The organism is Reyranella sp. GW821-FHT12G01, assembly GCF_058806575.1.
The window spans coordinates 2,117,369-2,137,273 of record NZ_JBXAPV010000001.1 but is presented as its reverse complement, the minus strand read 5'-3'; the positions used below and the strand labels follow the sequence as shown (position 1 = coordinate 2,137,273).

General features: G+C 65.5%; 20 protein-coding genes and 1 other annotated feature. Of the genes, 8 read left to right on the top strand and 12 right to left on the bottom strand.

The window, feature by feature from the left end; translation table 11 throughout:
* Positions 1–53: 53 nt before the first annotated feature.
* Complete coding sequence (locus AC1RP5_RS10200; RefSeq protein WP_493110530.1) at positions 54–230, bottom strand: hypothetical protein; 177 nt, start codon at positions 228–230, stop codon at positions 54–56.
* Between the two features lie 101 nt (positions 231–331).
* Here AC1RP5_RS10200 and AC1RP5_RS10195 point away from each other — a divergent pair, with 101 nt between their 5' ends.
* Complete coding sequence (locus AC1RP5_RS10195; RefSeq protein ID WP_493110529.1) at positions 332–559, top strand: hypothetical protein; 228 nt, start codon at positions 332–334, stop codon at positions 557–559.
* 184 nt (positions 560–743) lie between these two features.
* Here the strand turns inward: AC1RP5_RS10195 and AC1RP5_RS10190 are convergent, their stop codons facing one another.
* Together AC1RP5_RS10190 and AC1RP5_RS10185 are read right to left on the bottom strand one after the other, a co-directional pair.
* Positions 744–1,127 carry a hypothetical protein gene (locus AC1RP5_RS10190; RefSeq protein ID WP_493110528.1) on the bottom strand — a complete coding sequence of 128 codons (384 nt, stop codon included), beginning with the start codon at positions 1,125–1,127 and terminating at the stop codon, positions 744–746.
* A 15-nt stretch (positions 1,128–1,142) separates the two neighbouring features.
* The gene (locus tag AC1RP5_RS10185; protein WP_493110527.1) at positions 1,143–1,433 is read right to left on the bottom strand and encodes a hypothetical protein; all 291 of its coding nucleotides are present in this window, start codon (positions 1,431–1,433) and stop codon (positions 1,143–1,145) included.
* Between the two features lie 213 nt (positions 1,434–1,646).
* Here AC1RP5_RS10185 and AC1RP5_RS10180 point away from each other — a divergent pair, with 213 nt between their 5' ends.
* Positions 1,647–1,823, top strand: coding sequence for a hypothetical protein (locus AC1RP5_RS10180; protein ID WP_493110526.1), 177 nt, complete (start codon positions 1,647–1,649; stop codon positions 1,821–1,823).
* Between the two features lie 112 nt (positions 1,824–1,935).
* Positions 1,936–2,670 carry a Crp/Fnr family transcriptional regulator gene (locus AC1RP5_RS10175; RefSeq protein ID WP_493110525.1) on the top strand — a complete coding sequence of 245 codons (735 nt, stop codon included), beginning with the start codon at positions 1,936–1,938 and terminating at the stop codon, positions 2,668–2,670.
* Positions 2,671–2,679: 9 nt separating this feature from the next.
* On the opposite strand, the gene AC1RP5_RS10170 is transcribed toward AC1RP5_RS10175, so the two are convergent.
* Positions 2,680–2,943 (bottom strand): hypothetical protein, encoded by a 264-nt coding sequence (locus AC1RP5_RS10170; RefSeq protein WP_493110524.1) that lies wholly within the window; start codon positions 2,941–2,943, stop codon positions 2,680–2,682.
* 81 nt (positions 2,944–3,024) lie between these two features.
* Here AC1RP5_RS10170 and AC1RP5_RS10165 point away from each other — a divergent pair, with 81 nt between their 5' ends.
* The gene (locus tag AC1RP5_RS10165) at positions 3,025–3,792 is read left to right on the top strand and encodes a hypothetical protein (RefSeq protein ID WP_493110523.1); all 768 of its coding nucleotides are present in this window, start codon (positions 3,025–3,027) and stop codon (positions 3,790–3,792) included.
* On the opposite strand, the gene AC1RP5_RS10160 is transcribed toward AC1RP5_RS10165, so the two are convergent.
* Complete coding sequence (locus AC1RP5_RS10160) at positions 3,789–4,496, bottom strand: potassium channel family protein (RefSeq protein ID WP_493110522.1); 708 nt, start codon at positions 4,494–4,496, stop codon at positions 3,789–3,791. The genes AC1RP5_RS10165 and AC1RP5_RS10160 overlap by 4 nt on opposite strands.
* Positions 4,497–4,823: 327 nt before the next feature.
* Between AC1RP5_RS10160 and AC1RP5_RS10155 the strand changes: the two genes are divergently transcribed.
* Positions 4,824–5,192 (top strand): hypothetical protein, encoded by a 369-nt coding sequence (locus tag AC1RP5_RS10155; RefSeq protein WP_493110521.1) that lies wholly within the window; start codon positions 4,824–4,826, stop codon positions 5,190–5,192.
* A 16-nt stretch (positions 5,193–5,208) separates the two neighbouring features.
* Here the strand turns inward: AC1RP5_RS10155 and AC1RP5_RS10150 are convergent, their stop codons facing one another.
* From AC1RP5_RS10150 to AC1RP5_RS10125, 6 genes are all read right to left on the bottom strand, one after another.
* Entirely contained in the window at positions 5,209–6,996 is a 1,788-nt protein-coding gene (locus AC1RP5_RS10150) for a cache domain-containing protein (RefSeq protein WP_493110520.1), read from the bottom strand.
* Position 6,997: 1 nt separating this feature from the next.
* Complete coding sequence (locus tag AC1RP5_RS10145) at positions 6,998–7,975, bottom strand: ABC transporter substrate-binding protein (protein ID WP_493113333.1); 978 nt, start codon at positions 7,973–7,975, stop codon at positions 6,998–7,000.
* Between the two features lie 210 nt (positions 7,976–8,185).
* Positions 8,186–10,411 (bottom strand): glycogen debranching protein GlgX, encoded by a 2,226-nt coding sequence (gene glgX, locus AC1RP5_RS10140; protein ID WP_493110519.1) that lies wholly within the window; start codon positions 10,409–10,411, stop codon positions 8,186–8,188.
* Positions 10,412–10,438: 27 nt separating this feature from the next.
* Positions 10,439–10,924 (bottom strand): energy transducer TonB, encoded by a 486-nt coding sequence (locus tag AC1RP5_RS10135; protein ID WP_493110518.1) that lies wholly within the window; start codon positions 10,922–10,924, stop codon positions 10,439–10,441.
* 3 nt (positions 10,925–10,927) lie between these two features.
* Positions 10,928–16,114, bottom strand: a complete 5,187-nt coding sequence (locus AC1RP5_RS10130) for a hypothetical protein (RefSeq protein ID WP_493110517.1) — start codon at positions 16,112–16,114, stop codon at positions 10,928–10,930.
* A gap of 124 nt (positions 16,115–16,238) precedes the next feature.
* A complete protein-coding gene (locus tag AC1RP5_RS10125) occupies positions 16,239–17,093 on the bottom strand; it encodes a class I SAM-dependent methyltransferase (RefSeq protein WP_493110516.1) in 855 nt (284 codons plus the stop codon).
* Between the two features lie 224 nt (positions 17,094–17,317).
* On the opposite strand from AC1RP5_RS10125, the gene AC1RP5_RS10120 reads away from it, so the two are divergent.
* Positions 17,318–17,596 (top strand): hypothetical protein, encoded by a 279-nt coding sequence (locus tag AC1RP5_RS10120; RefSeq protein ID WP_493110515.1) that lies wholly within the window; start codon positions 17,318–17,320, stop codon positions 17,594–17,596.
* 79 nt (positions 17,597–17,675) lie between these two features.
* Positions 17,676–17,975, top strand: coding sequence for a hypothetical protein (locus AC1RP5_RS10115; RefSeq protein ID WP_493110514.1), 300 nt, complete (start codon positions 17,676–17,678; stop codon positions 17,973–17,975).
* Here AC1RP5_RS10115 and AC1RP5_RS10110 read toward each other — a convergent pair.
* Positions 17,972–19,030, bottom strand: a complete 1,059-nt coding sequence (locus AC1RP5_RS10110) for a helix-turn-helix domain-containing protein (RefSeq protein ID WP_493110513.1) — start codon at positions 19,028–19,030, stop codon at positions 17,972–17,974. The genes AC1RP5_RS10115 and AC1RP5_RS10110 overlap by 4 nt on opposite strands.
* Positions 19,031–19,164: 134 nt before the next feature.
* On the opposite strand from AC1RP5_RS10110, the gene AC1RP5_RS10105 reads away from it, so the two are divergent.
* Positions 19,165–19,761, top strand: coding sequence for a hypothetical protein (locus AC1RP5_RS10105; protein WP_493110512.1), 597 nt, complete (start codon positions 19,165–19,167; stop codon positions 19,759–19,761).
* Positions 19,762–19,838: 77 nt separating this feature from the next.
* Positions 19,839–19,895, top strand: a sequence feature (sul1 is cis-regulatory element that is thought to sense ions involved in sulfur or methionine metabolism; They are found in Alphaproteobacteria).
* The last annotated feature ends 10 nt before the right edge of the window (positions 19,896–19,905 follow it).

The following is a 19,905-nucleotide window of genomic DNA, read 5'->3' as shown; positions in this document are numbered from 1 at the left end:
AACGCCATATGTTCTCCCTGAGCCTTCAGCGTCCGCTATCGGACAGTCGATGTTCAGTCAGCCGCGTAATCTTCCGCAGGCACCACTTCCGGCGGTGTGCCACCGGGAACCACCGACTCGCGGCGTTCGCGGTTCAGCCGGTCCCGCGCCGAAAGACGGCGGCGCACGGCGCCCAAGGCGCGAAGCGACGCGAGTTCCGCGCCGATCGAAGAGTTGAAGTTGTTCGGCATGTACGCTGTCTCCGGACGCAACGATCCCGCTCGGCAACGGGACTTAGTCGAGGCGGTTGCGTCGGCCTTGTGATAAAACGAGGACATTGGGGGGACGATCGATGAACGCACCGGATAAGCCCAAAGCCCGACCAGCCAAACCGCGCCCCGCGCTGGACGCGGGCCTGTCGGTTCCACCCAAATCCGGGGAAGGCAAAAAGGTCCAAGCCGATAAGCAGTCGGCCGACGCCGCCGATGCCCTCAAGCGCCTGTCCAAGATGACTCCGGAGGAACAGGCCGCCGCCCTCTTCCAGTCCATGCTCGCCTCCACCGGTAAGAAGGGCTGGTAACAAGGCTATCCTCCAAAAGAAAACTGCCCGCTTGGGGGAGCGGGCAGTTATGCGGTGTGTTGCCTTGGGATTCCTTGGGGAGGAAACAACTCACCTCGGGTCGCACGCGGGAGCGCGACCACCGGCGGTGTGTGGGAGCCGGCTTGGATTAAACGGCCGCCGACCCGAAAAGTTGCAAAGTTTTTTACTGGGGCACGAAAATATTCTGAATCACCGAGCCGATGAAGTTGGCCTGCGTGCCCTTGAAGCCCGCGCCGGTGCGGCCGGACGCCTTGTAGAGCACCGCCCCCGAGGCATCGGCGATCGAGATCGCGGCCTCGAACCGTGGCTCCTCCCCACCGCATTGGACGTTGACGGCAAGCGGCGCCGGCTCCCCCGCCGCCGCAGCCTTTACGCGCTTCATCAGTCGCAGAGCCAGCTCCGCCGTGACCAGGCTGGCGCATTTGTCGTCATTGGCGGTGAGGATGAAACTCTGCCCACCCAGCCGGTCTATCGGCGCTTGAGCGGCAAGCGGCGTGCTGGCCGCCACCAGCCCGGCGAGGATCAATGCGGAAAGACGGAGCCTCAAGGGTCCCGGCCTCTCTCAGGTGTCCGGATTGTCCGCCGTCGCCCGCACCGTCTTGCGGAGCGCCTCGCGCAATTCCGTGACGGAAATCTCGTCGTGCAGGCCGCGCATCAGCACCACGCCATCGGGGATCGGATCGACATGCTCGGCCGCGCGAATGGCATCGAGCCCGGCCGCGAAACGCTCCTCCTTCACGCAATCGATTGCCGAGAGGACATGATAGGCCTCCCGGCGGTTGGGATTGCGCTTGTAGCGTTCAAGGACCAGCACGAAGCGATGGATGCGCTGACAAAGAGTATGGCGTGTCACGTCGGCGGGGTCCGTCATGCGGGAGGTGATAACGCACCCGCAGCATCGATGCCAAGTCCTACGATTTCAGGGGCATTGGTGCATATGGACGGCCTGTGAATGCCACATCCCGGGTTCCTTCACGCATGGTGCGGGACCGTACGTTGACGCACGAACTGCAACACTTCGCACAGGCGTGCGTAGTACCTCCGAACAATCATCAGGAGGCACGACATGGCCCGACAAATCGCGGTCAGCGGCATCGAGGGAACGCTCGAGGTGAACGAGGACGGCGAGCTCGTCCATGTGAAGTCGGCGCTCGAGACCGAGGTGCTGAAGCCCGAGGACGCCATCCGCCGCTGGCCCTCGGCCGAGAAGCAGATCCGGCAGGCGCTGGCGCAACTCGACTAGGTTCCTTAGACGTTGCCAAGGGGTCAACGCAGGCGCATCTAAAGCGTACTGTCGCTGCCTAGGTCTTGGGCCTTAGGGCTATCCGTCCGTTCCTCGCCCAAGAGGAAGTGCGATGACCGCAGCGCCCCCGGACTTTTTCGCGAGCAATCGGCTCCTGCGCGCCCTGTCGACCCCCGACAAGAAGCTCCTGAGGCCTTCCCTTAGCTTCGCCACCCTCCATCGCGGTCACGTCCTGGAAGAGAGTGGCCAGCCGACGGAACGGGCGTTCTTCATCGAGACCGGCCTGGCGGCCGTGGTCGCGCACTCGCCGGGACGCGAGATCGGCATCGGCGTCGTGGGTAACGATGGCATGACCGGCCTCGCCCTGTTGCTCCATGCGGGACACGCGGCCAATCAGACTTTGGTCCAATCGGCGGGGACGGCGGTCTGCCTGTCAGCCACCGTGCTCGCGGCGGCGCTGAAGCGAAGCCTCACCTTGCGGGCCTTGCTGCTGCGCTATGCCCATGTGTTCGCGGTCCAGGCCAGCCAGACCGCCCTGACCAACAGCCATGCCTCGATCGAGGAGCGCGTGGCGCGCTGGATCCTGATGTCGCACGACCGCTCCTCCAGCAACGATCTTAAGGTCACGCACGCCTTCATCTCGCTGATGCTCGGTGTCCGGCGCCAGGGCATCACCGAAGCGCTGCACGAGCTAGAAGGCCACAAGCTCATCCGGTCGACCCGCGAGCATCTTCATGTGACCGATCGGTCGGGCCTCATCTCGCTGGCCTCGGGGTCTTACGGCGTGTGCGAGATCGAATACGAACGACTGATTGACGGCCACTTCCGCGCGGCCTTCTCGAAGTGAGCGCGCGTCTTAGGGTCGAGGCCTTGCCTGCTCCAGATGGATGCGCAGCTCGAGAGCGGCTTTCTGCCAAAGCTCATTGGCGACCCTCACGACGTCCGGATCGTCGAAGCCCTGCAGGCGCAGGAAACGATCGTGAGCATCCTGTTCGGCGCGCTTGAGACGTTCCAGTTCTGGATCGAAGATTGTCACAGCAGCGTCAAGTGACGTGAAGGAAATTGGTTCCGACTTCTGTTCAATCCGGCCGGTCGATACCGGCGCCAGCCCCACCAGCACCAAGCGCAGCGCGAACCGCGGGGCTTGCTGCCAAGGGCCTTGCGCCCGATCATCTCCTCAAGAGCGATCCGGACGGTATCCATGACATCCTTTCGGCAGGCCTGGACGGCCCTGCAGCCTCACCTGAAGATTCTGGAGCCGGTGCCGTTCACCCCGGAGCAGTGGTCCCTGCTCGAAGGGCTGCACGCACGCTTTAACGATCGTGACGCGCAGACCCGCCTTCCCCTGCCGATCGCGCGGTTCGGCGACGCCGCCTGCAAGGCGATCTTCGAGCACGCGCTGCAGTTCGACGACATCGAGACGGTGCAGACCGACGCGAAGTGGCTGGCCGACCGGTTCGTCGATGGCCGCACGACCGATCCGATGGCCGGGTTCGCGCGCCTGTTCGACGAGGATGTCGACACCCTGATGGGCGCGCTCGTCCCCGGGGCGCGCTATCGCAAGGGCCATTACGCCTACGGCCGCTTCACGGTGCCGACGCCGCACGGGCTGCACACCGACCATAGCGCCGAGGATCCGGCGGCGGCCGGCGAACCGATCTGCATCGCCCGCATCGAGACGCTGGCGACGCACTACATCACCGGCGACTACCGCCGGCACGACGAGGCGACGCAAAGCCGGCTCAAGGCGCTGCGCTACTGGATCAGCGTTCCCGAGGGCGAGCCGGAACAGGTCTTCGACGAGCTGCTGGCGCGACAGACGCTGAAGACGATCCCGCTCAACCACGTCGTGCTGATGGTTGCCGGCAACAGCGGGGAGAATTCCCAGGTCACGCAGCACATCGCAGCCCGGCCCCCGGCCGGCGGGCTGCACTCGGCGTTCTTCCAGCGGCAGTACCGGCTCGCCTAGAAATCCCCGCGATGGCCGCGCACGCCGTAGCGGTTGGCGAGGCGCGCGATCAGGAAGGCGACGTACATCACACCCAGCACCTGCTCGACCACGATCAGCGAGCGCGCCATGGGGCTGGCTGGCGTGATCTCGCCGAAGCCGGTCGAGGTGAGCACGGTCACGGAAAAGTACATCATCGCCGGCCAGTCGAGCCGGTCGGCGCTGCCCACCGAGGCGTTGAACGCACCGGGCTGGATCTCCTGCAGCAGGCCAAAGATGCAGGCGAAGGTAAAGGCGATCAGCAGGTAGGCCGCGACGGCGCCAAACACCTTGTCGGTGGTAATCGGATGCCAGTCGAGCACGTAGCGCAGCAGCGAGGCGGTGATGGCGCCCATGAAGGCCACCATCAGCATCAAGGTCGTGGGCCGCAGCCAATGCAGGCCCATCCGGTCGGCTGCAATGCCCTGGAAGGCGAGCAGCGCCAGGATGCCGGTCAGCAGCAGGTAGCGGCGGTGCACGTGCAGCGCCCACAGGCCCAGCAGCAGGATGCCCAGCATGCCAAAGGCCAGGAACATGCCCCCGATTGCCGAGCCCGACACCAGCGGCTGGACCAGGATGAAGATGAGCAGCCCGCCCAGCAGGACGCCACAGCGGTTGCGGCGCACATAGGCGATGCGGCGCAGCAGCCGCCGGCGGACAAAGGTCGAAGCGTCGGACGAAGCCATCGCTGCAATGTCTACCGCATCGCCCGGCGCCCGCAAAAGCCGCGACTCCTCCCGACTCCTTCAGTCGACGGACGGCAATTTTCCTGAAATCGCCGGTGGCGTGCTACCGCAAGCTGTACGTGTACGCACGAGTTTTACCGCGCTGGAAAAATAATCGGCGTGGCGCGTGCGCAAATATTTCGCTGATGTTGCTGCACATCCAAGCGGACGCCGACTCCGTAATCACCATGAAAGGAATCGACTGCAAAAAGACGCTGTTGGTCTCGCGTACGGTTTCGCGCATAGTTCAACTGCGGCGTGTTTGAGAAGTAAGGAAAAGGAAAAGGGATGGCTGACGAGATCACCCGAAGCCTCGTCCAATCGCGAAATTATTGCAGCGACCGGCTCGTGGAGGTCAAAGCGGATATCATCAGGCTTCAGGACGAAGCCGGTGCGCTGAAGGTCACGCTGGAGGCCGGCATCGACGACACCCAGGCGGGCCAGATCCGCCGCCGTCGCATGTTCCTGAGCCGCCGCATTTCCGAGCTCAAGGGCGAACGCGAACGATTGGTGACGGAGCGTCAGTCGGCCGTCGACAGGCTGGCGAGCCTCGCGCCCGCTGCCGAGCCGGAACCTGACACCGCCCCGGCTCCCGCCTCGAAGTCCAAGAAATCCCGCCGCTCCAAGAAGAGCAGCAAGGAAGCTTCGCCGGAATAGCCGGCGAAGCACTGCGTCACGTCCAGTTGATGCGCCACCGGTCGTGGAACAGGCCTGAATCGTCGGTCCGCGGCGCGCCGTGCCCGTCGCCCACGACGAAGATCGGAACCGGCCGGTCGAACCCCTTGAGGTTCCTGGCATCGAGTTCGACCAGCGGTGCTGCAGGGCCGATCGCGGCGGCGGCGACCTCGTCGACCAGGATCTCGGCGTCGGCGGCGCTCGAGCAGAGCCGCGAGGCCAGGTTCACGACGCTCCCGATCGCGGTGTAGTTCAGCCTTCCGTCGGAGCCGATGCGGCCGACCGTGGCCGGGCCCATCGCGAGCCCGACGCCGAAGCCCAGCTGCGGATGGGAGACGCGCCAGCGCAGCAACAGCTTCTGGACGCTCGCCTGCATGTCGCCACACATGGCGATCGCCCGCACCGCTGGCTCCTCCACCGCGACCGGCGCGTTGAGCAGCACCATCACGCCATCACCGAAGAAATTGACGAGCGTCGCGCCGTGCGCGGCCACCACCTTCTCCAGCGCGTCGTAATATTCGCGCAGCACGTCAATGATCGCCTCGGGCTCGGCCTGCGCCGAAAAGGAAGTGAAGCCGCGCAAATCGCAGAACACCACGACCACCTCGACCCGGCGCCCGTCGAGTACATGGTCGTCGCCGGTGCGGTCGATCAGCTCGGCCACCTGCGGCGCCAGGAAGCGTTTCAGCCGGCCGATGCGTTCGGAGCGCTCGCGCGACACCGACAGTTCGCCCGCCATCTCGTTGAAGCGATCGGCCAGCCGCTCGAACTCGTCGCTGGTCGAGAGGCTGATGCGATGGTCGAACTGGCCGGCGCCGATGCGTGCCACGCCGTCCTCCAGCACGCGGATCGGCTCGATCATGCGCTGCGTCAGCCCGTAGGCCAACGCCGCCGCGAGCGCGGCGCCCGCGACCAGCAGCGCCGCCATCCGCCAGAGCGCCTCGTAGATCGGCCCGTAGGCCTCGGCGATCGGCTGCTTCACGATCACGCTCCAGTTGACGCCGGGGATCGCGGCCACCGCCGCCAGCACCGTCTTGCCGCCGAGGTCCTTGCCGGCGGCCGCCTGCCGTGGCGCGCCTGCGAGGATGGCGCCGCGCAATTCCTGCAGCGGGCGTTGCGCGGCCTCGTCGGCGCGCAGCACGAGACTGATGTCGGGATGGGCGACGAGGCGGCCGGGCTGGTCGAGCACGAAAGCCTCGCCGGTGCGGCCGACACGGATGCCCTGCACCACGTCCCAGATGAACTTGAGGTTGACCTCGGCAATCGCCACGCCGGCCGCCGCGCGATTGCCCGCGACGGCGATGGTCATGAACGGCTCCGAGCCGTTCTGGAAGGTCACCGGACCGAACCAGATGCGGTCGGCGCGCGCGCCCGCGACGGCGGCGGCGGCCGAGAGATCGGCGCCGCCCTCGATGCGGTTGAGGCCGATGCGCGAGACGAACAAGCGTTCGCGGCCCGCGGCATCGACCAGGGTCAGGCTCTCGATGGCCGGCGCCTGGCGCAGCACGCGCAGCGCGTCGAGCGTGTGCTTGTCGTCGGCCTCGGCCGACCAGGGGAGCTGCACCGTCCAGCTGATCTGCTCGTGCAGACCCTCGATGAAGTCCTGGATCTTCACCGCCGCCAGCCGCGCCTCGGCATCGAGCAGGTCGTTCAGCCGCGCGCGCTGGTCGTGATAGCCGAACCATGCCTCGCTGCCGCCGGCGATCATCAGCGGCGCCACGACCGCGGCGAACAGCGCGCTGAAATACTTCCAGAACAGCGACGTGCGCTTTCGCTCGGCGCTCATCTCATTCGATGACGCGGTCGGCGCTTCCCAACAACGATGGCGGGAAGGAAATGCCGAGATTGGCCGCGGCCTTCAGGTTGATGAACAGTTCGACCTTCGTAACGCGCTGCACCGGCAGGTCCGACGGCGCCTCGCCCTTCAGGAGGCGACCGGCATAGAGGCCGGTCTGGCGATGCGACTGGCTGAAGTCGCCGCCATAGCTCATCAGGCCGCCGGCCAGCGGGAAGTCGCGCGACTGGGTCATGGTGGCGACGTTGCTGCGCACCGCGAGTGCGGCGAGCTGCGGACTGCGATAGGCGAAGTAGGGATCGGAGCTGAACACCAGCCCGCCCGCCCCGCTCTCGCGCACGGCGGTGAACATCGGGGCGAACTCCGCCTCGGTGCTGGCGTTCAGCACCGTGAGCTGCACCTTCAGCGCCTCGGCCGCGGCCTGCAAGTTCTTGAGCTGGGCCGCCGAGGTCGGGCTGGTCGGATTGATCGCGATGGCGAAGCGATCGGTGGCGGGCCGCAGCTCGCGGAGGAATTCCAGTCGTTTGCGCGACACCTCCACGCTGAGGCTCGACACGCCGGTGAGATTGCCGCCGGGCCGCGACAGGCTGCCGACGACGCCCAGCGCCACCGGATCGCCGCCCATCTCGAACACGATCGGGATCGTCGTCGTCGCGGCCTTGGCGGCGAGCGCCACCTCGGCGCCGCCCGCCGCGACGATGACCGACACGTTGCGATCGACCAGCTCCTTGGCGAGCGCGGGCAGCCGCGCGTACTGGCCCTCGGCCCATTTGTAATCGATCGCGACGGTGCGGCCCTCGACGTAGCCGGTCTCGGCCAGCCCCTGGAAGAAGGCTTCGAGCCGGCTCGCGTAACGCTCCTTCGACTCGGACCCGAGATAGCCGATGACCGGCATCGCCTGCGCCTGCGCGCGCGTCATCATTCCACCCGCGGCACTCGCCGCGAGCGCGATGAACAGGCGCCGGTTCACAGGATGTCTGACACGCAAGGCCGTCTCTCCCTCCAGCCCAACTTCGCGTCGTCGCAAAGACTAGGCAGGAACGGGCGCGGACGTACAGCCTTTAGCGCGGCGAGCGCAACAAGGGAGAATCCACCACTACAAATTCTTGTATTCGGACACCCTCACACTCAATCCCTAGTCCTTACTTTTCGTATTCCCCTCCCGGATCGAGGGGAGAGATCAGTCGAACCCGAATTTCACGGCCTTGGTCGAGGCATCGTCCATCGCCTGCACGACGCGCTGGAACGAGCGTTCGGCGGCCGTCGAGCGCTGGGGCGTGCGGGTGGGTTGAAGGACGAAGAGATGCAGCGAGCGCGCCGGCACGTCGTAGGCCTGGCGGAAGTCGCGCAGCGCCAGCGGCTCGCCGTCGGGATCGCTGGTGTCTATCAACCTCACCCAGCGCGAGCCGCCGACCGCTTCGGGTAGGGTGAACGGCACCGTGTCGGTGTGGGAATTCATGACGATGAGGAGTGTCGAGTCCGAGCCGACGCGACGGATGCCGGTCTCCTGGGCGCGGCCGTCGAGCAGAATGCCGAGGCAGCGCGCGTTGCCGTCGTTCCAGTTGTCGTCGGTCATCTCCTCACCGGCCGGCGTCAGCCAGCTCACATCCTTGACGCCCAGCTCCTCGTCGAAGGCGCCGGTGAGGAAGCGGCCGCGGCGCAGCATCGGCAGCGCGTGGCGGATCATGATGAGCTTGCGCACGAACTCGGCGAGATCGCGCTCGTCCGGCCCGATACCCTGCCAGTCGACCCACGAGATCTCGTTGTCCTGGCAGTAGCTGTTGTTGTTGCCCTTCTGGCTGCGACCGAACTCGTCGCCGCCCAGCAGCATCGGCGTGCCGCGCGACAGGATCAGCGTCGACAGCATGTTGCGCATCTGGCGCAGGCGCGTCGACAGGATCTCGCGATCCTCGGTCGGTCCCTCGGCGCCGTAGTTGTTCGAGAGATTGTGCGAGTGGCCGTCCTTGTTGTCCTCGCCGTTGGCCTCGTTGTGCTTGTCGTTGTAGGCGACGAGATCGCCCAGGGTGAAACCATCGTGCGCAGTGATGAAGTTGACCGACGCCCAGGGCTTGCGGCCACGCTTGGCGAACAGGTCGGCCGACCCGGTGAGCCGCGCCGCCATCGGCGGCAGCTTGCCCTCGTCGCCGCGCCAGTAGGCGCGCACGGTGTCGCGGAAGGCGTCGTTCCATTCGGCCCAACCCGGCGAGAAGCGGCCGACCTGGTAGCCGCCCGGTCCCATGTCCCACGGCTCGGCGATCAGCTTCACCTCCGACAGAAGCGGATCCTGGCGGCAGGCATCGAGGAAGCGTCCCTCCTCCTCGAAGCCATGCGGCTCGCGACCGAGGATGGTCGCGAGATCGAAGCGGAAGCCGTCGATGCGCATGTCCGTCGCCCAGTAGCGCAGGCTGTCCATCACGAGCTGCAGCACCCGCGAATTGCTGAGGTTGACGGTGTTCCCGGTGCCGGTGTCGTTGATGTAGTAGCGCCGGTCGGGCGCCAGCCGGTAATACGAGGCATTGTCGATGCCCTTGAAGCAGAGCGTCGGCCCGAACTGGTTGCCTTCGGCGGTGTGATTGTAGACGACGTCGAGGATCACCTCGAGCCCGGCGGCGTGGAGATGCGCCACCATCTCCTTGAACTCGGCGAAGGCGAAATCGGGATTGGCGGCGTAGCGACGGGCCGGGGCGAAGAAGCCAATCGTGTTGTAGCCCCAGTAGTTCTTCAGCCCCTTCTCGAGCAGGTTGCTGTCGTCGACGAAGGTGTGCACCGGCAGCAGCTCTACGGCGCTGACGCCCAGCGACGCGAGGTAGCTCGTGATCTCGGCCGACGCGATGCCGGCGTAGGTACCGCGTAACGGCTCCGGCACGGCGGGATGGCGCTGCGTGAAGCCGCGAACATGGGCTTCGTAGACGATCGTGTTCTCCCACGAGGTGCGCCGCGTGGGCGTGCGCCCCCAGCTGAAGGCCGGATCGATGACGCAGCTTCTGTAGGTAAAGGGCGCGCTGTCGCGATCGTCGAACGTCAGGTCGTCGCCCGACTCCATCTTGTAGCCGAACAACGCGGGATTCCACGTCAGCTTGCCGATGATCTGTTTGGCATAGGGATCGAGCAGCAGCTTGTTGGGATTGAAGCGATGGCCGGCCGCCGGTTCGTAGGGGCCGTGCACGCGATAGCCGTAGATGGTGCCCGGCCGCGCATCGGGCAGGTAACCGTGCCAGACCTCGTCGGTATATTCCGGCAGCACGATCCGCTCGATCTCCTTCTCGCCCGTCGAATCGAACAGGCAGAGCTCGACCTTGGTCGCGTGTGCCGAGAACAGCGCGAAGTTGACGCCGAGCCCATCCCAGGTGGCGCCGAGCGGATAAGGAAGTCCCTCGCCAAGTCGCGACGCCCGCGCCTCGCTCACGAGGACAGGCCCGCGACGCGGCGTGCGTTACGTCCGATATGGCTCGCGATCATTATTCGTCCCCCGGCGCATTCCGTGCGCGCCGTGGAAACGCGCGCCGGCATCAGTCGTTGCCCGCGATCGTCGGACTATGCGGGACGGCCTACCTGAGGGCGAACCGGATAGGATCAAAACCCGTACGGACTGCGCCTTGCCATCGATCGTATAGGGCCGAAACCGCGCGGCGTTCACCGCATCCATCGCCGACCTGTCGAGGTCCGGATACCCCGACGATGCCCGCATCACGACGTTCTTCGGCTGCCCCGCCCTGTCCAGCAGCACGAGGATTTGCACGGTGCCGGACTCTCCCATTTGCCGCGAGAGCGGCGGATAGACGGAGAAAGGAGGTGCCAGATAGCAATCCTGCGAGCAGGTGACGAGCGGCGGCGCCGCCGTCTGCGGTGGCTCCGAACCGGCACAAGCCGGAAGCGACGCCACCGCCTGCGCCGACAGCAGGCCGTGAAGCGCCCTCATGCGCTACACGACGAAGAAGTCGGTGTGGTCGAGGATGCCCGTGACACTGCTGATTGTCGCGAACTTCACCGCCGCCACGCCGCCCACACCGTCGGCATCGTAGTAGAGCGACTTCGAGGCGGCGTTGAACAGGATGCGGTCGTCGGCCTGGGTCGCCACGCCGCCGATGTTGAAGGCGCCGGCAGCCAGCGCGCCTGTGCCCAGGGCGGCGAAGATCGCGTGATCGAGCTGGATCGTGTCGCCCACATGATCGAACGCGGCGATGCGGTCGATGTTGGACGGTCCGAGCGCGCTGCTGAAGCGGTACGTGTCGCCGCCCCCGCCGCCGGTCAGCGTATCGGCGCCGAGGCCGCCGTCGAGAATGTTGGCACCGGCATTGCCCGTCAGGATGTTGGCCTGGCTATTGCCCGTGCCATTGAGCTTCGCCGTCCCGAGAAGCATGAGATTCTCGACGTTGGCGGTAAGCGTGTAGCTGACGCCCGACTGCACCAGGTCGGTGCCGCCGCCCACCAGTTCGGTCACTAGGTCGCCCGCGCTGTTGACGACATAGGTGTCGTTGCCCTTGCCGCCCGCCATCTGGTCGTCGCCGCCCTTGCCGTCGAGCAGGTTGGCGCCGTCGTTGCCGACCAGTACGTTCGCCAGGGTGTTGCCGATGGCGTCGATCGTCGCCCTGCCCGTCAGGGTCAGGTTCTCGACGTTCGCCGAGAGCGTGAAGCTCTTGCTGCTGTAGACCTGGTCGGTGCCCCCGTTCGCGGCCTCGACGACGCGGTCGAGGACATTGTCGACATAGTAGGTGTCGTTGCCCTTGCCGCCTTCCATGCGGTCGGCCCCCGTCAGGCCGTCGAGCACGTTGGCGCCGTCGTTGCCCGTCAGCTCGTTCGCCAGGCTGTTGCCGGTGCCGTTGATGTTCGCCGTACCGGTCAGGGTCAGCTTCTCGACATTGGCTGAGAGGGTGAACTTGACGCTGCTGTAGACAAGGTCGGTCCCCTGGTCCACGGCCTCGACGACGCGGTCGAGGGCGTGGTCGACATAATAGGTGTCGTTGCCCTTGCCGCCGGCCATGCGGTCGGCGCCGGCCTTTCCGTCGAGCACGTTGGCGCCGTCGTTGCCGGTCAGGTCGTTCGCCATGTTGTTGCCGGTACCGCGGAGGGCCGCGGTCCCGGTCAGGACCAGGTTCTCGACGTTAGCGGCCAGGATATGGCTCGTGCTGCTGAACACCCGATCGGTGCCCTGGTTCACGGCCTCGATGACGAGGTCGAATTCGTTGTCGACGTAATAGGTGTCATTGCCCTTGCCGCCGGCCATCCGGTCGGCGCCGGCCTTGCCGTCCAGGACGTTGGAGCCTTCGTTGCCGGTCAATTCGTTGGCCAGCGCATTGCCGATGGCGTCGATGCCGGCCTTCCCGGTCAGGGTCAGGTTCTCGACGTTGGACGCCAGCGTGTGGTCGGCGCTGCTGAACACCCGGTCGATGCCCTGGTTCTGAAGCTCCAGGATCGTGTCGAGGACATTGTCGACATAGTAGGTATCGTTGCCTTCGCCGCCGGCCATCCGGTCGGCCCCTCCCTGGCCGTCGATCGTATCGTCGCCGTCCTTGCCGGACAGCGCATTGGCCGCGCTGTTGCCGGTCAGCACGTTCGCGAGTGCATTGCCGGTGCCGTCGATGACGGCCCGCCCGGTGAGGGTCAAGTCCTCAATGTCGGCCGACAACGTGAAGGTGGTGCTGCTGTAGACCCGATCGAAGCCCTCGTCGGCGGCTTCGGTGACGCGGTCGAGGACGTTGTCGACATAATAGGTGTCGTTGCCCTTGCCGCCGGCCATGCGGTCGGCGCCGGCCTTGCCGTCCAGGACGTTGGAGCCGTCATTGCCGGTCAGCACGTTCGCCAGGCTGTTGCCCGTGCCGTCGATGGCGGCCCGACCCGTCAGGGTCAGGTTCTCGACATTGGCCCCCAGCGTGTAGTCGAGACGGCTGATGACCAGGTCGACGCCCTCGTCCGCAGCCTCGACGACGCGGTCGAGAACATTGTCGACGACATAGGTGTCGTTGTTCTTGCCGCCCACCATTCGGTCGGCGCCGCCCTTGCCATCGAGCACGTTGGCGCCGTCGTTGCCGGTCAGCACGTTGGCGAGATCGTTGCCGGTGGCGTCGATGGCGGCCCGACCCGTCAGGGTCAGGTTCTCGACATTGGCGCCCAGCGTGTGGCTCGCCGTGCTGAAGACGCGATCGGTGCCGCCCTCCTCGGTCTCGACGATACGGTCGAGCGTATCCTCGACATAATAGGTGTCGTTACCCAAGCCGCCGGCCATGCGGTCGGCGCCGGCCTTGCCGTCCAGCGTGTTGGCGCCGCTGTTGCCCGTCAGAACGTTGGTCCGGGAATTGCCGGTGCCGCTGAGCGCGGCGGTCCCTGTCAATGTGAGGTTCTCGACCTCGGCCGCCAGGGTGAAGCTGATGCTGGCATAGACCGTGTCGGTCCCTTGCCGCTCGACCTCGATGACGCGGTCGCCGGCATCGTCGACGTAATAGATGTCGTCGCCACGCCCGCCGATCATGGTGTCAGCGCCCCTCTTGCCGTCGAGCGTGTCGTCGCCGTCCTTGCCGTTCAGGGTATTGTCCGCCTGGTTGCCGGTCAGGACATTGTCGAGGGCGTTGCCGGTGCCATCGATGCCGCCGGTGCCCAGCAGCGTCAGGTTCTCCACATTGGCGCCCAGCGTGTAGCCGATGGCCGAGAAGACGGTATCAGTGCCCTGCTCGACAGCTTCGACCACCCGGTCCTTGGCGTCGTCCACGTAATAGGTGTCGTTGCCGCCGCCGCCTTCCATCGTGTCGCCGCCCGCACCGCCGTCGAGAACGTCGTCGCCGGCCTCGCCGTAGAGCGAATCCTTGCCGGTCTTGCCCGACAGCGTGTCGTTGCCGGTGCCGCCGTAGAGCCTGTCGGCCCCCTCGTCGCCGGTGACGGTATCGTGCCCGCCATAGCCGAAGAGTAGGTCGTCGCCCGTACCGCCCGAGATGAGATCGGCCTGGTCGCTGCCGTAGATCGTGTCGTCGCCGCCACGCCCCAGCGCCTGGTGGGCACCGGTGACGGGATCGCCGTCGAGATAGATTGTGTCGCCCGCCGCCGCCGACCCGATCATGTCCAGATCGGGGAAGTCCCTGGCATGGATGGTCGTGGCATCGTTGAAGCCCAGCTGCTGGGCCTGCAGGAACTGCTGCAGCACGGTGACCGCAAGCGGCGCGCTGCTCGCCATCCACGCGTCGAACATCTCCGGGTCCTGGCGGTAGGCGTTGGCGAACTTCGCCAGGCCCATCAGGTTCTGGAGCAGGACGGACGCATCGGTGCCGATGAACTTGGACTCGCCGCCCGCCAACTGCTCGACCGCCGCTTTCCACATGTCGTAGGCGATCGCCAGGACGCGGTCGCCCTCGTGGAAGTGCATGTGGTGCAGGGTGGAGCCGATCGCGTCGTAGACGACCGTCGAGGCATCGGAGCTGAAGCCGATCTTGTTGCCCTCGTTACTCCCCAGGTAGGAAGCGAACTTCTCGTCGAAGTGCTTCTTGCCCCACACCATGTTGACGAAGCCGTACTCGATGTTGTCGAACGCAGCCTGCTGGCCGACAAACTCGATGACGTCGTTGATCTTGTCGCGGAACGCGTCGGCCATCGCGGCGACAGCCGTGCGCATGTCGGCGGTGGAATCCTTCTCGTAGTGATCCCAGTAGATGTAGGTGTTCGAAGCCGCGTCGAACCGCGAATAGACGAACGCCTGCGGGCTGTCGTTCCGGAACCAGTCGACGATGTCGTTGAAGATGTCCGAGATCGCGCCGTCGAACAGGTCGTCGAGCAGCTCGAAAACGATCGACCCCGCGATCGCGCCCAGGCCCGCGCCGAGGATGGTGCCGATGCCCTGGAAGATCTGGACGCCGATCGCGTTGGCGGCCACCTGGCCGAAGACGTCGGTCACCGCCGACATCAGCTTGGTGCCGATGATCTCGCCGAACGCCTTGGACACGAGGGTCGAGCCGAGCTGGCTGAGGAGCTCCTCCGGCATGCTGTCGATGTCGACGAACAGCTCGGCGAGCTGCTGGCCGGTATAGTGCTCGAAGAACCCGCCCAGCAGGTTCTTGATCTCCACGAGGCCGGCGCTCGACAGATCCGTGAACAGATTCTTGAGATCGGCGGTGTCGAAGTCGCCGGACAGGAACTCGATCGAATCGACGAACCCGGTCTTGACGAACTTGTCGATTCCCTTCCGCACCATCTCGCTGACCGTGTCCTGCAGCCAGCCGTGGCCCTCAAGGCCCAGAATGTCGTCGACGATCTTGCGGTTCAGCTCGTCGAAGTCGCCGATTAAGCCGACCAAGACGTCCCCAAGGACCTGCTTGAAGTCGATGCCGTCGAGCAAGTTCTTTTCCGAGCCGTCGTCCAGCAGGAAGTAGTTGTCGACGATGTTGTTCAGGATGGGTGCCAGCGTGCCGTTGCCCAGGGTCTTGATCGCCGTCGCCCATTGCGGATCGAGCCCGGTCGTCACCTTGGTCAGTATCTCGGCGAGGCCCAGCTTGCCGTAGGCCTTGGCGACGTCGGCCGTGAAGGTCTTGAACTCCTCCGAGGCAAACACCTTGAGCCCTGTGCCCAGGGCGTCGGCGATCTCGCCGCCGTTCGGCAGGTCGAGGGCCATCACCCGCGCCGACACATCGGCCGCGAGCGGCTGCACGATCTTGCTGGTGAGCAGCGCCTTCAGCGCCTCGCTCGACGAGGCGGCGACGGCATGATGGACGCCCTCCAGGCTCTCCACGGCCTTGTCGACGACATCCTCGGCAAATTCCTTGATGCCCTTCTCGATCTTCTTCTGGAGATCGATCGTATAGGGCTTGTGCTGCTCCAGCAGCTTCTCCCGGTCGATCTTCAGCGACAGGATCTTGGACGGCAGCGCCTCGATCAGCTCGACAGGCCAGGCGCCCAGCGTCCAGCTGATATCCAGCGTCAGCATGCCGTTTTCATCGGCATTGGGGCTGACCGAAACGGTGGCAAGCTTCGAGTTACCATCCAGCCCGAGTACGTCGTCGAGCAGAAAATTCATCGTTTTGACGAGATCGCTGTCCTGCGCTGGCGCGGTGGCCGTCGCCGCACTTCCCCTTTGCGAGGACGCGAACGCCATCACCGCTGAGCTTGCGCTCACCGCATCAACTGTAGACATCGATTTCTCCCAAGCACACCCAACACAAGCTTCTCAGCCCATTTGAATGAATGCAACCGGTGGTTTGCACTTTCCGGGAGAAAAATAATCTTTGTTTGCTATCTATGTTCTGGAAGCAATTTGATTACAGGCGACGAGGCGTGCGAGCCTGAGGAACGCGGGCCGTCACGATCCACGTAGCGGCGTTCAGCCTGACGCCCTGAGGTCCGTCGTGCGCCGCGAGAGCGGCGCGGACGGCGGGGAGTGCTGCGTCGCGCAGCGCCGGCGTCTCGCGCAGGATCTTGCCGAGTGCGCCCACCTTGGTGAGCACCGTCAGCATCGTGTCGAGGTCGCCGCTGCCGACCGGCTCGTCGCGCGCCGTCACCTCGACCTGTTCGAACCCCGCCCCTTCCAGGATCGCGCGCACGCGGTCGGCATCGGCGAAGGCAAAGGGGCCCGGCGCGTCGGGAGCTTCCTGCGGCTGCGGCGGCAGGAACGGCTTGGCCGCGCGCAGCGGCAGGTGGTCGAGCGGGTTCTCGTCCAATGTCCGCCAGCACACGAAAGCCAGGCGGCCGCCCCGCTTCAGGGCGCGGCGGATATTGGCGAACGCGGCCACCGGATCGGCGAAGAACATCACCCCGAAGCGCGAGAAGGCGGCGTCGAACGAGGCCGGCTCGAAGGCAAAGGTCTGGGCATCTCCACGGATGAACCGCAACTGCTCCGTGTCGATGCCGCTCTCTTCCAACGCGCGTTGCGCGACCGACAGCACCGCCTCCGACAGGTCGATGCCCACGACCTCGCCCTCCGGTGCCACCACACGCGCCAGTTCGAATGCGGTATCGCCGCCGCCGCAGCCGATATCGAGCACGCGCTCGCCGGGACGTGCCGCCAGCGCCGCCAGCGCGGGACGGCCGAGCGGTTCCAATTGCAGTTCGAGTGGCTGGCGGACCTCCGCCCATGCCCGTGCGCGGACCTCGTCCGCGCTGGATGAAGGCGTCATTTATATCCGCGCCGGCAACATGATGTTCACATTCATAACGCAATCATTTCGTGGGCTTTGGCATCTGTCGATGCATGCAGGCGCGGCTTAATCGACCTGACACGCATTTACTCTATCTCCGCTCCTTCCCAATGCGGTCGCGGCATGCTCTGTGCTTTGCCGCACTGACCGGCGTCGGGTTCTCACTACAATGGCGTGAGCCGGCCGAGAGACAGAGGAACGAGATGGCGGACGAGACGAAGCGCAGCCTGGAGCAGTCGAGCAACTATTGCACCGACCGACTGGCTGAACTGAAAACCGAACTGGCCGGCCTGCAGGATGAAAGCACCGAGTTGAGGCTCATGCTGGAGATCTGCGTGGACAAGACCCAGATCGGCCAGATCCGCCGCCGCCGCCTGTACCTCAATCGCCGCGTCAGCGAGCTCAAGGCCGAACGCGCGTCGCTCATCGCCGAGCGCCAGTCCGCCCTCGACCAGTTGAAGGCCCTCGCGGCACGGAAGTAGTTCCCTCCCGAGAAGCTTGCGTCCGGACTGAAATATCGGACATCTCTTGCTTCCGGAATGCAACAATTGAAGCCCGGCGATGTTGATTCCTTCAAGGAAAGGGAATCGCATGGGAACGCACCTGCCGCTGCTGGCCGAATGGGCAAACCACCTCATCGGTACGTCTGATCCTGTCGACCGCCTCGATGCGCTGCATCGAGCGGAACTGAAGGCCCGGGCCGACATCCGCGCCGTGCTCGACCGGCTGGCCGGCGAGTTCGATCTTCAGAACCATGAAGTCGAGGAAGCGATGCTGGCGGTCGACGACACGCTGAGCGATCTCCTCGATCCGGCAGAGGCGGATATCACGCAGGAGATCGAAAGCGGAGAACCGCTCTAAGGCTTGGCGCCTTCCCTGTCGCCCGGGAGCGCGGCGAGGATCTTCTGCCAACCGTCGAACACGCCACCGACATCGCGGGCATTGTTCCTGACGCTGCGGGCAGCGACCGGCGTGTAGCCGAACATGCGACGGAAAGCCGTGCTGAAATGGGCCTGGCTGCTGAAGCAGTACTGCGCCGCGACTTCCGCCATGCTGAGCTTGCCGCCTTCGTCGGAGATCAACGCATGCGCGGACTCCAGACGACGTTGCTGGATGTAGGTCGCGATGCCGTTGGCGGCATTGAACGAACGATAGAGCGAGGCCCGGCTGACCGCGACGTCGCGGCAGATGGTGGAGACCGAAAGATCGGGATCGGTCAGGTGCTCCTCGATATAGGCGAGCACCCGACTGCCGATGTCGCGCGTGAGATTGCGGAACGGCGCACCGTCTTCCTGCGGCAGCCCGCGCAAGGTCGCGGCAAGCACGCCGACGGTCGCCTGCTGCACCACCGGCAAGTCGCTCATCTTGAGATCGGGAAGATGACGCGCGAGCGCGAACATGTGCTCGGCCAGCAAACGTCCCGAGGCACCTTCGATCAGGCGCCCGTGCAGCGGCGGCGCGCCGGGCGCGATCTCCTCGGCGAGCTGGCGCGGCACGACCAGCATGATGTTGTCCTGCTCGGTGCCCTCGACCAGCCAGGGGTGCGCGAAATCCATGACGCAGACCTGGCCCGAGGCGACCTGGACATGGCCCGCCGCGACGTCGGCGGTCCAGCTTCCGCGTCGCAGCAGGATGAACGAATAGGTGTCGCGCTTGTCGTTGGCGATGTGGATGGGCGTGCGCTCGATCCGGAGCGCCGTCAGCCGCGTCGAGGTCACCATGATCTCGCCGAGCAGCCAAGCCCGCGCATCGACCTGGAAATCGCCCTCCGAGATCTGCGTGCACGAATAGCCCGATGCGACCTGTGCGAAGGCCGGAAGACGCATCGCAGGCGGCAGCTTCGTGCCGTCGAGATGCAGGGTCGGGACGCGAGCGTCCACGGTGCTGTCGATCGCATCCGTCATGACACGAGACATGCCACGCGTACGTCCTACCGAGAAGAGGTCCGAGACGATTGAGACGCTGGTGTAAATGGCCCACACAATGGGCTCAGGAGTGCCGGCGAGATCGACCGATTGCCTTCGCATCCGCAGCACAACAGGATCGGGCCATGTCCACGAGCCAGCCACTGTCTCCGGCGGAAGCCGACTACGAGTTCATATGCGAACACATCCTCTTCAAGGGCCTGGAGATTTCGGGCGTGCGCGCCATCGCCCGACGCAAGGCCCCGGACATGACGGTCTGGGTGTTCAGGGTCGTGCGGTTCGAGGGCGTCTATGTCCACGTCCTCTGCGCCGAAGGCCTCGCGATCTTCATCATTACCGAGCTGACGGAACGGCGGGGTGACGACGGTCTGTCGCCCTGGACCATCCCCGACGAGCCGGTGGCCTTCTGGCCTGCCTCGGATCTGCCCGACGCCGTCGATCCGTCGCATCCGATCGTCTGGTATCCGTTCATGCCAGCGGACTCGGTGCCCATAGACCTCGACCTGAGCCACAAGATTGTGGAGCGGATGTTACCGGCCCTGGCGCGCTGGCCCGATCAAGAGAGGCGCGACGCCGTCCCGGGCGATCGCATCGAGCGCTTGCCCTATCGCCGCAACATTTCCGTCGAGCCCATGCCGCCGGGATTCAGCCGGGCTCGCCGCCCCAACGATGCACCCCGACGCCCGCTTGGACTGCTCCGACGCCTGCTGGGAAAGTCGTGACGCCGGCCCCGCCGCAATAGCGCTGGCCTCCGATTTGCATTGAAGACGGCGGCGTGGTTTAGGTCGCGCCACAGTCGCATGGACCCCGGTGAAAGCCCGGGTGGCTATTCCGGCCGCCGATCCGCCGGGCAACTCTCACATGAA

Coding starts and splice junctions, on each gene's coding strand:
- AC1RP5_RS10200 (WP_493110530.1), bottom strand. CDS start 230: ATGCCGAACAACTTCAACTCTTCGATCGGCGCGGAACTCGCGTCGCTT.
- AC1RP5_RS10195 (WP_493110529.1), top strand. CDS start 332: ATGAACGCACCGGATAAGCCCAAAGCCCGACCAGCCAAACCGCGCCCC.
- AC1RP5_RS10180 (WP_493110526.1), top strand. CDS start 1,647: ATGGCCCGACAAATCGCGGTCAGCGGCATCGAGGGAACGCTCGAGGTG.
- AC1RP5_RS10175 (WP_493110525.1), top strand. CDS start 1,936: ATGACCGCAGCGCCCCCGGACTTTTTCGCGAGCAATCGGCTCCTGCGC.
- AC1RP5_RS10165 (WP_493110523.1), top strand. CDS start 3,025: ATGACATCCTTTCGGCAGGCCTGGACGGCCCTGCAGCCTCACCTGAAG.
- AC1RP5_RS10160 (WP_493110522.1), bottom strand. CDS start 4,496: ATGGCTTCGTCCGACGCTTCGACCTTTGTCCGCCGGCGGCTGCTGCGC.
- AC1RP5_RS10155 (WP_493110521.1), top strand. CDS start 4,824: ATGGCTGACGAGATCACCCGAAGCCTCGTCCAATCGCGAAATTATTGC.
- AC1RP5_RS10150 (WP_493110520.1), bottom strand. CDS start 6,996: ATGAGCGCCGAGCGAAAGCGCACGTCGCTGTTCTGGAAGTATTTCAGC.
- AC1RP5_RS10135 (WP_493110518.1), bottom strand. CDS start 10,924: ATGAGGGCGCTTCACGGCCTGCTGTCGGCGCAGGCGGTGGCGTCGCTT.
- AC1RP5_RS10130 (WP_493110517.1), bottom strand. CDS start 16,114: ATGTCTACAGTTGATGCGGTGAGCGCAAGCTCAGCGGTGATGGCGTTC.
- AC1RP5_RS10125 (WP_493110516.1), bottom strand. CDS start 17,093: ATGACGCCTTCATCCAGCGCGGACGAGGTCCGCGCACGGGCATGGGCG.
- AC1RP5_RS10120 (WP_493110515.1), top strand. CDS start 17,318: ATGGCGGACGAGACGAAGCGCAGCCTGGAGCAGTCGAGCAACTATTGC.
- AC1RP5_RS10115 (WP_493110514.1), top strand. CDS start 17,676: ATGTTGATTCCTTCAAGGAAAGGGAATCGCATGGGAACGCACCTGCCG.
- AC1RP5_RS10110 (WP_493110513.1), bottom strand. CDS start 19,030: ATGTCTCGTGTCATGACGGATGCGATCGACAGCACCGTGGACGCTCGC.
- AC1RP5_RS10105 (WP_493110512.1), top strand. CDS start 19,165: ATGTCCACGAGCCAGCCACTGTCTCCGGCGGAAGCCGACTACGAGTTC.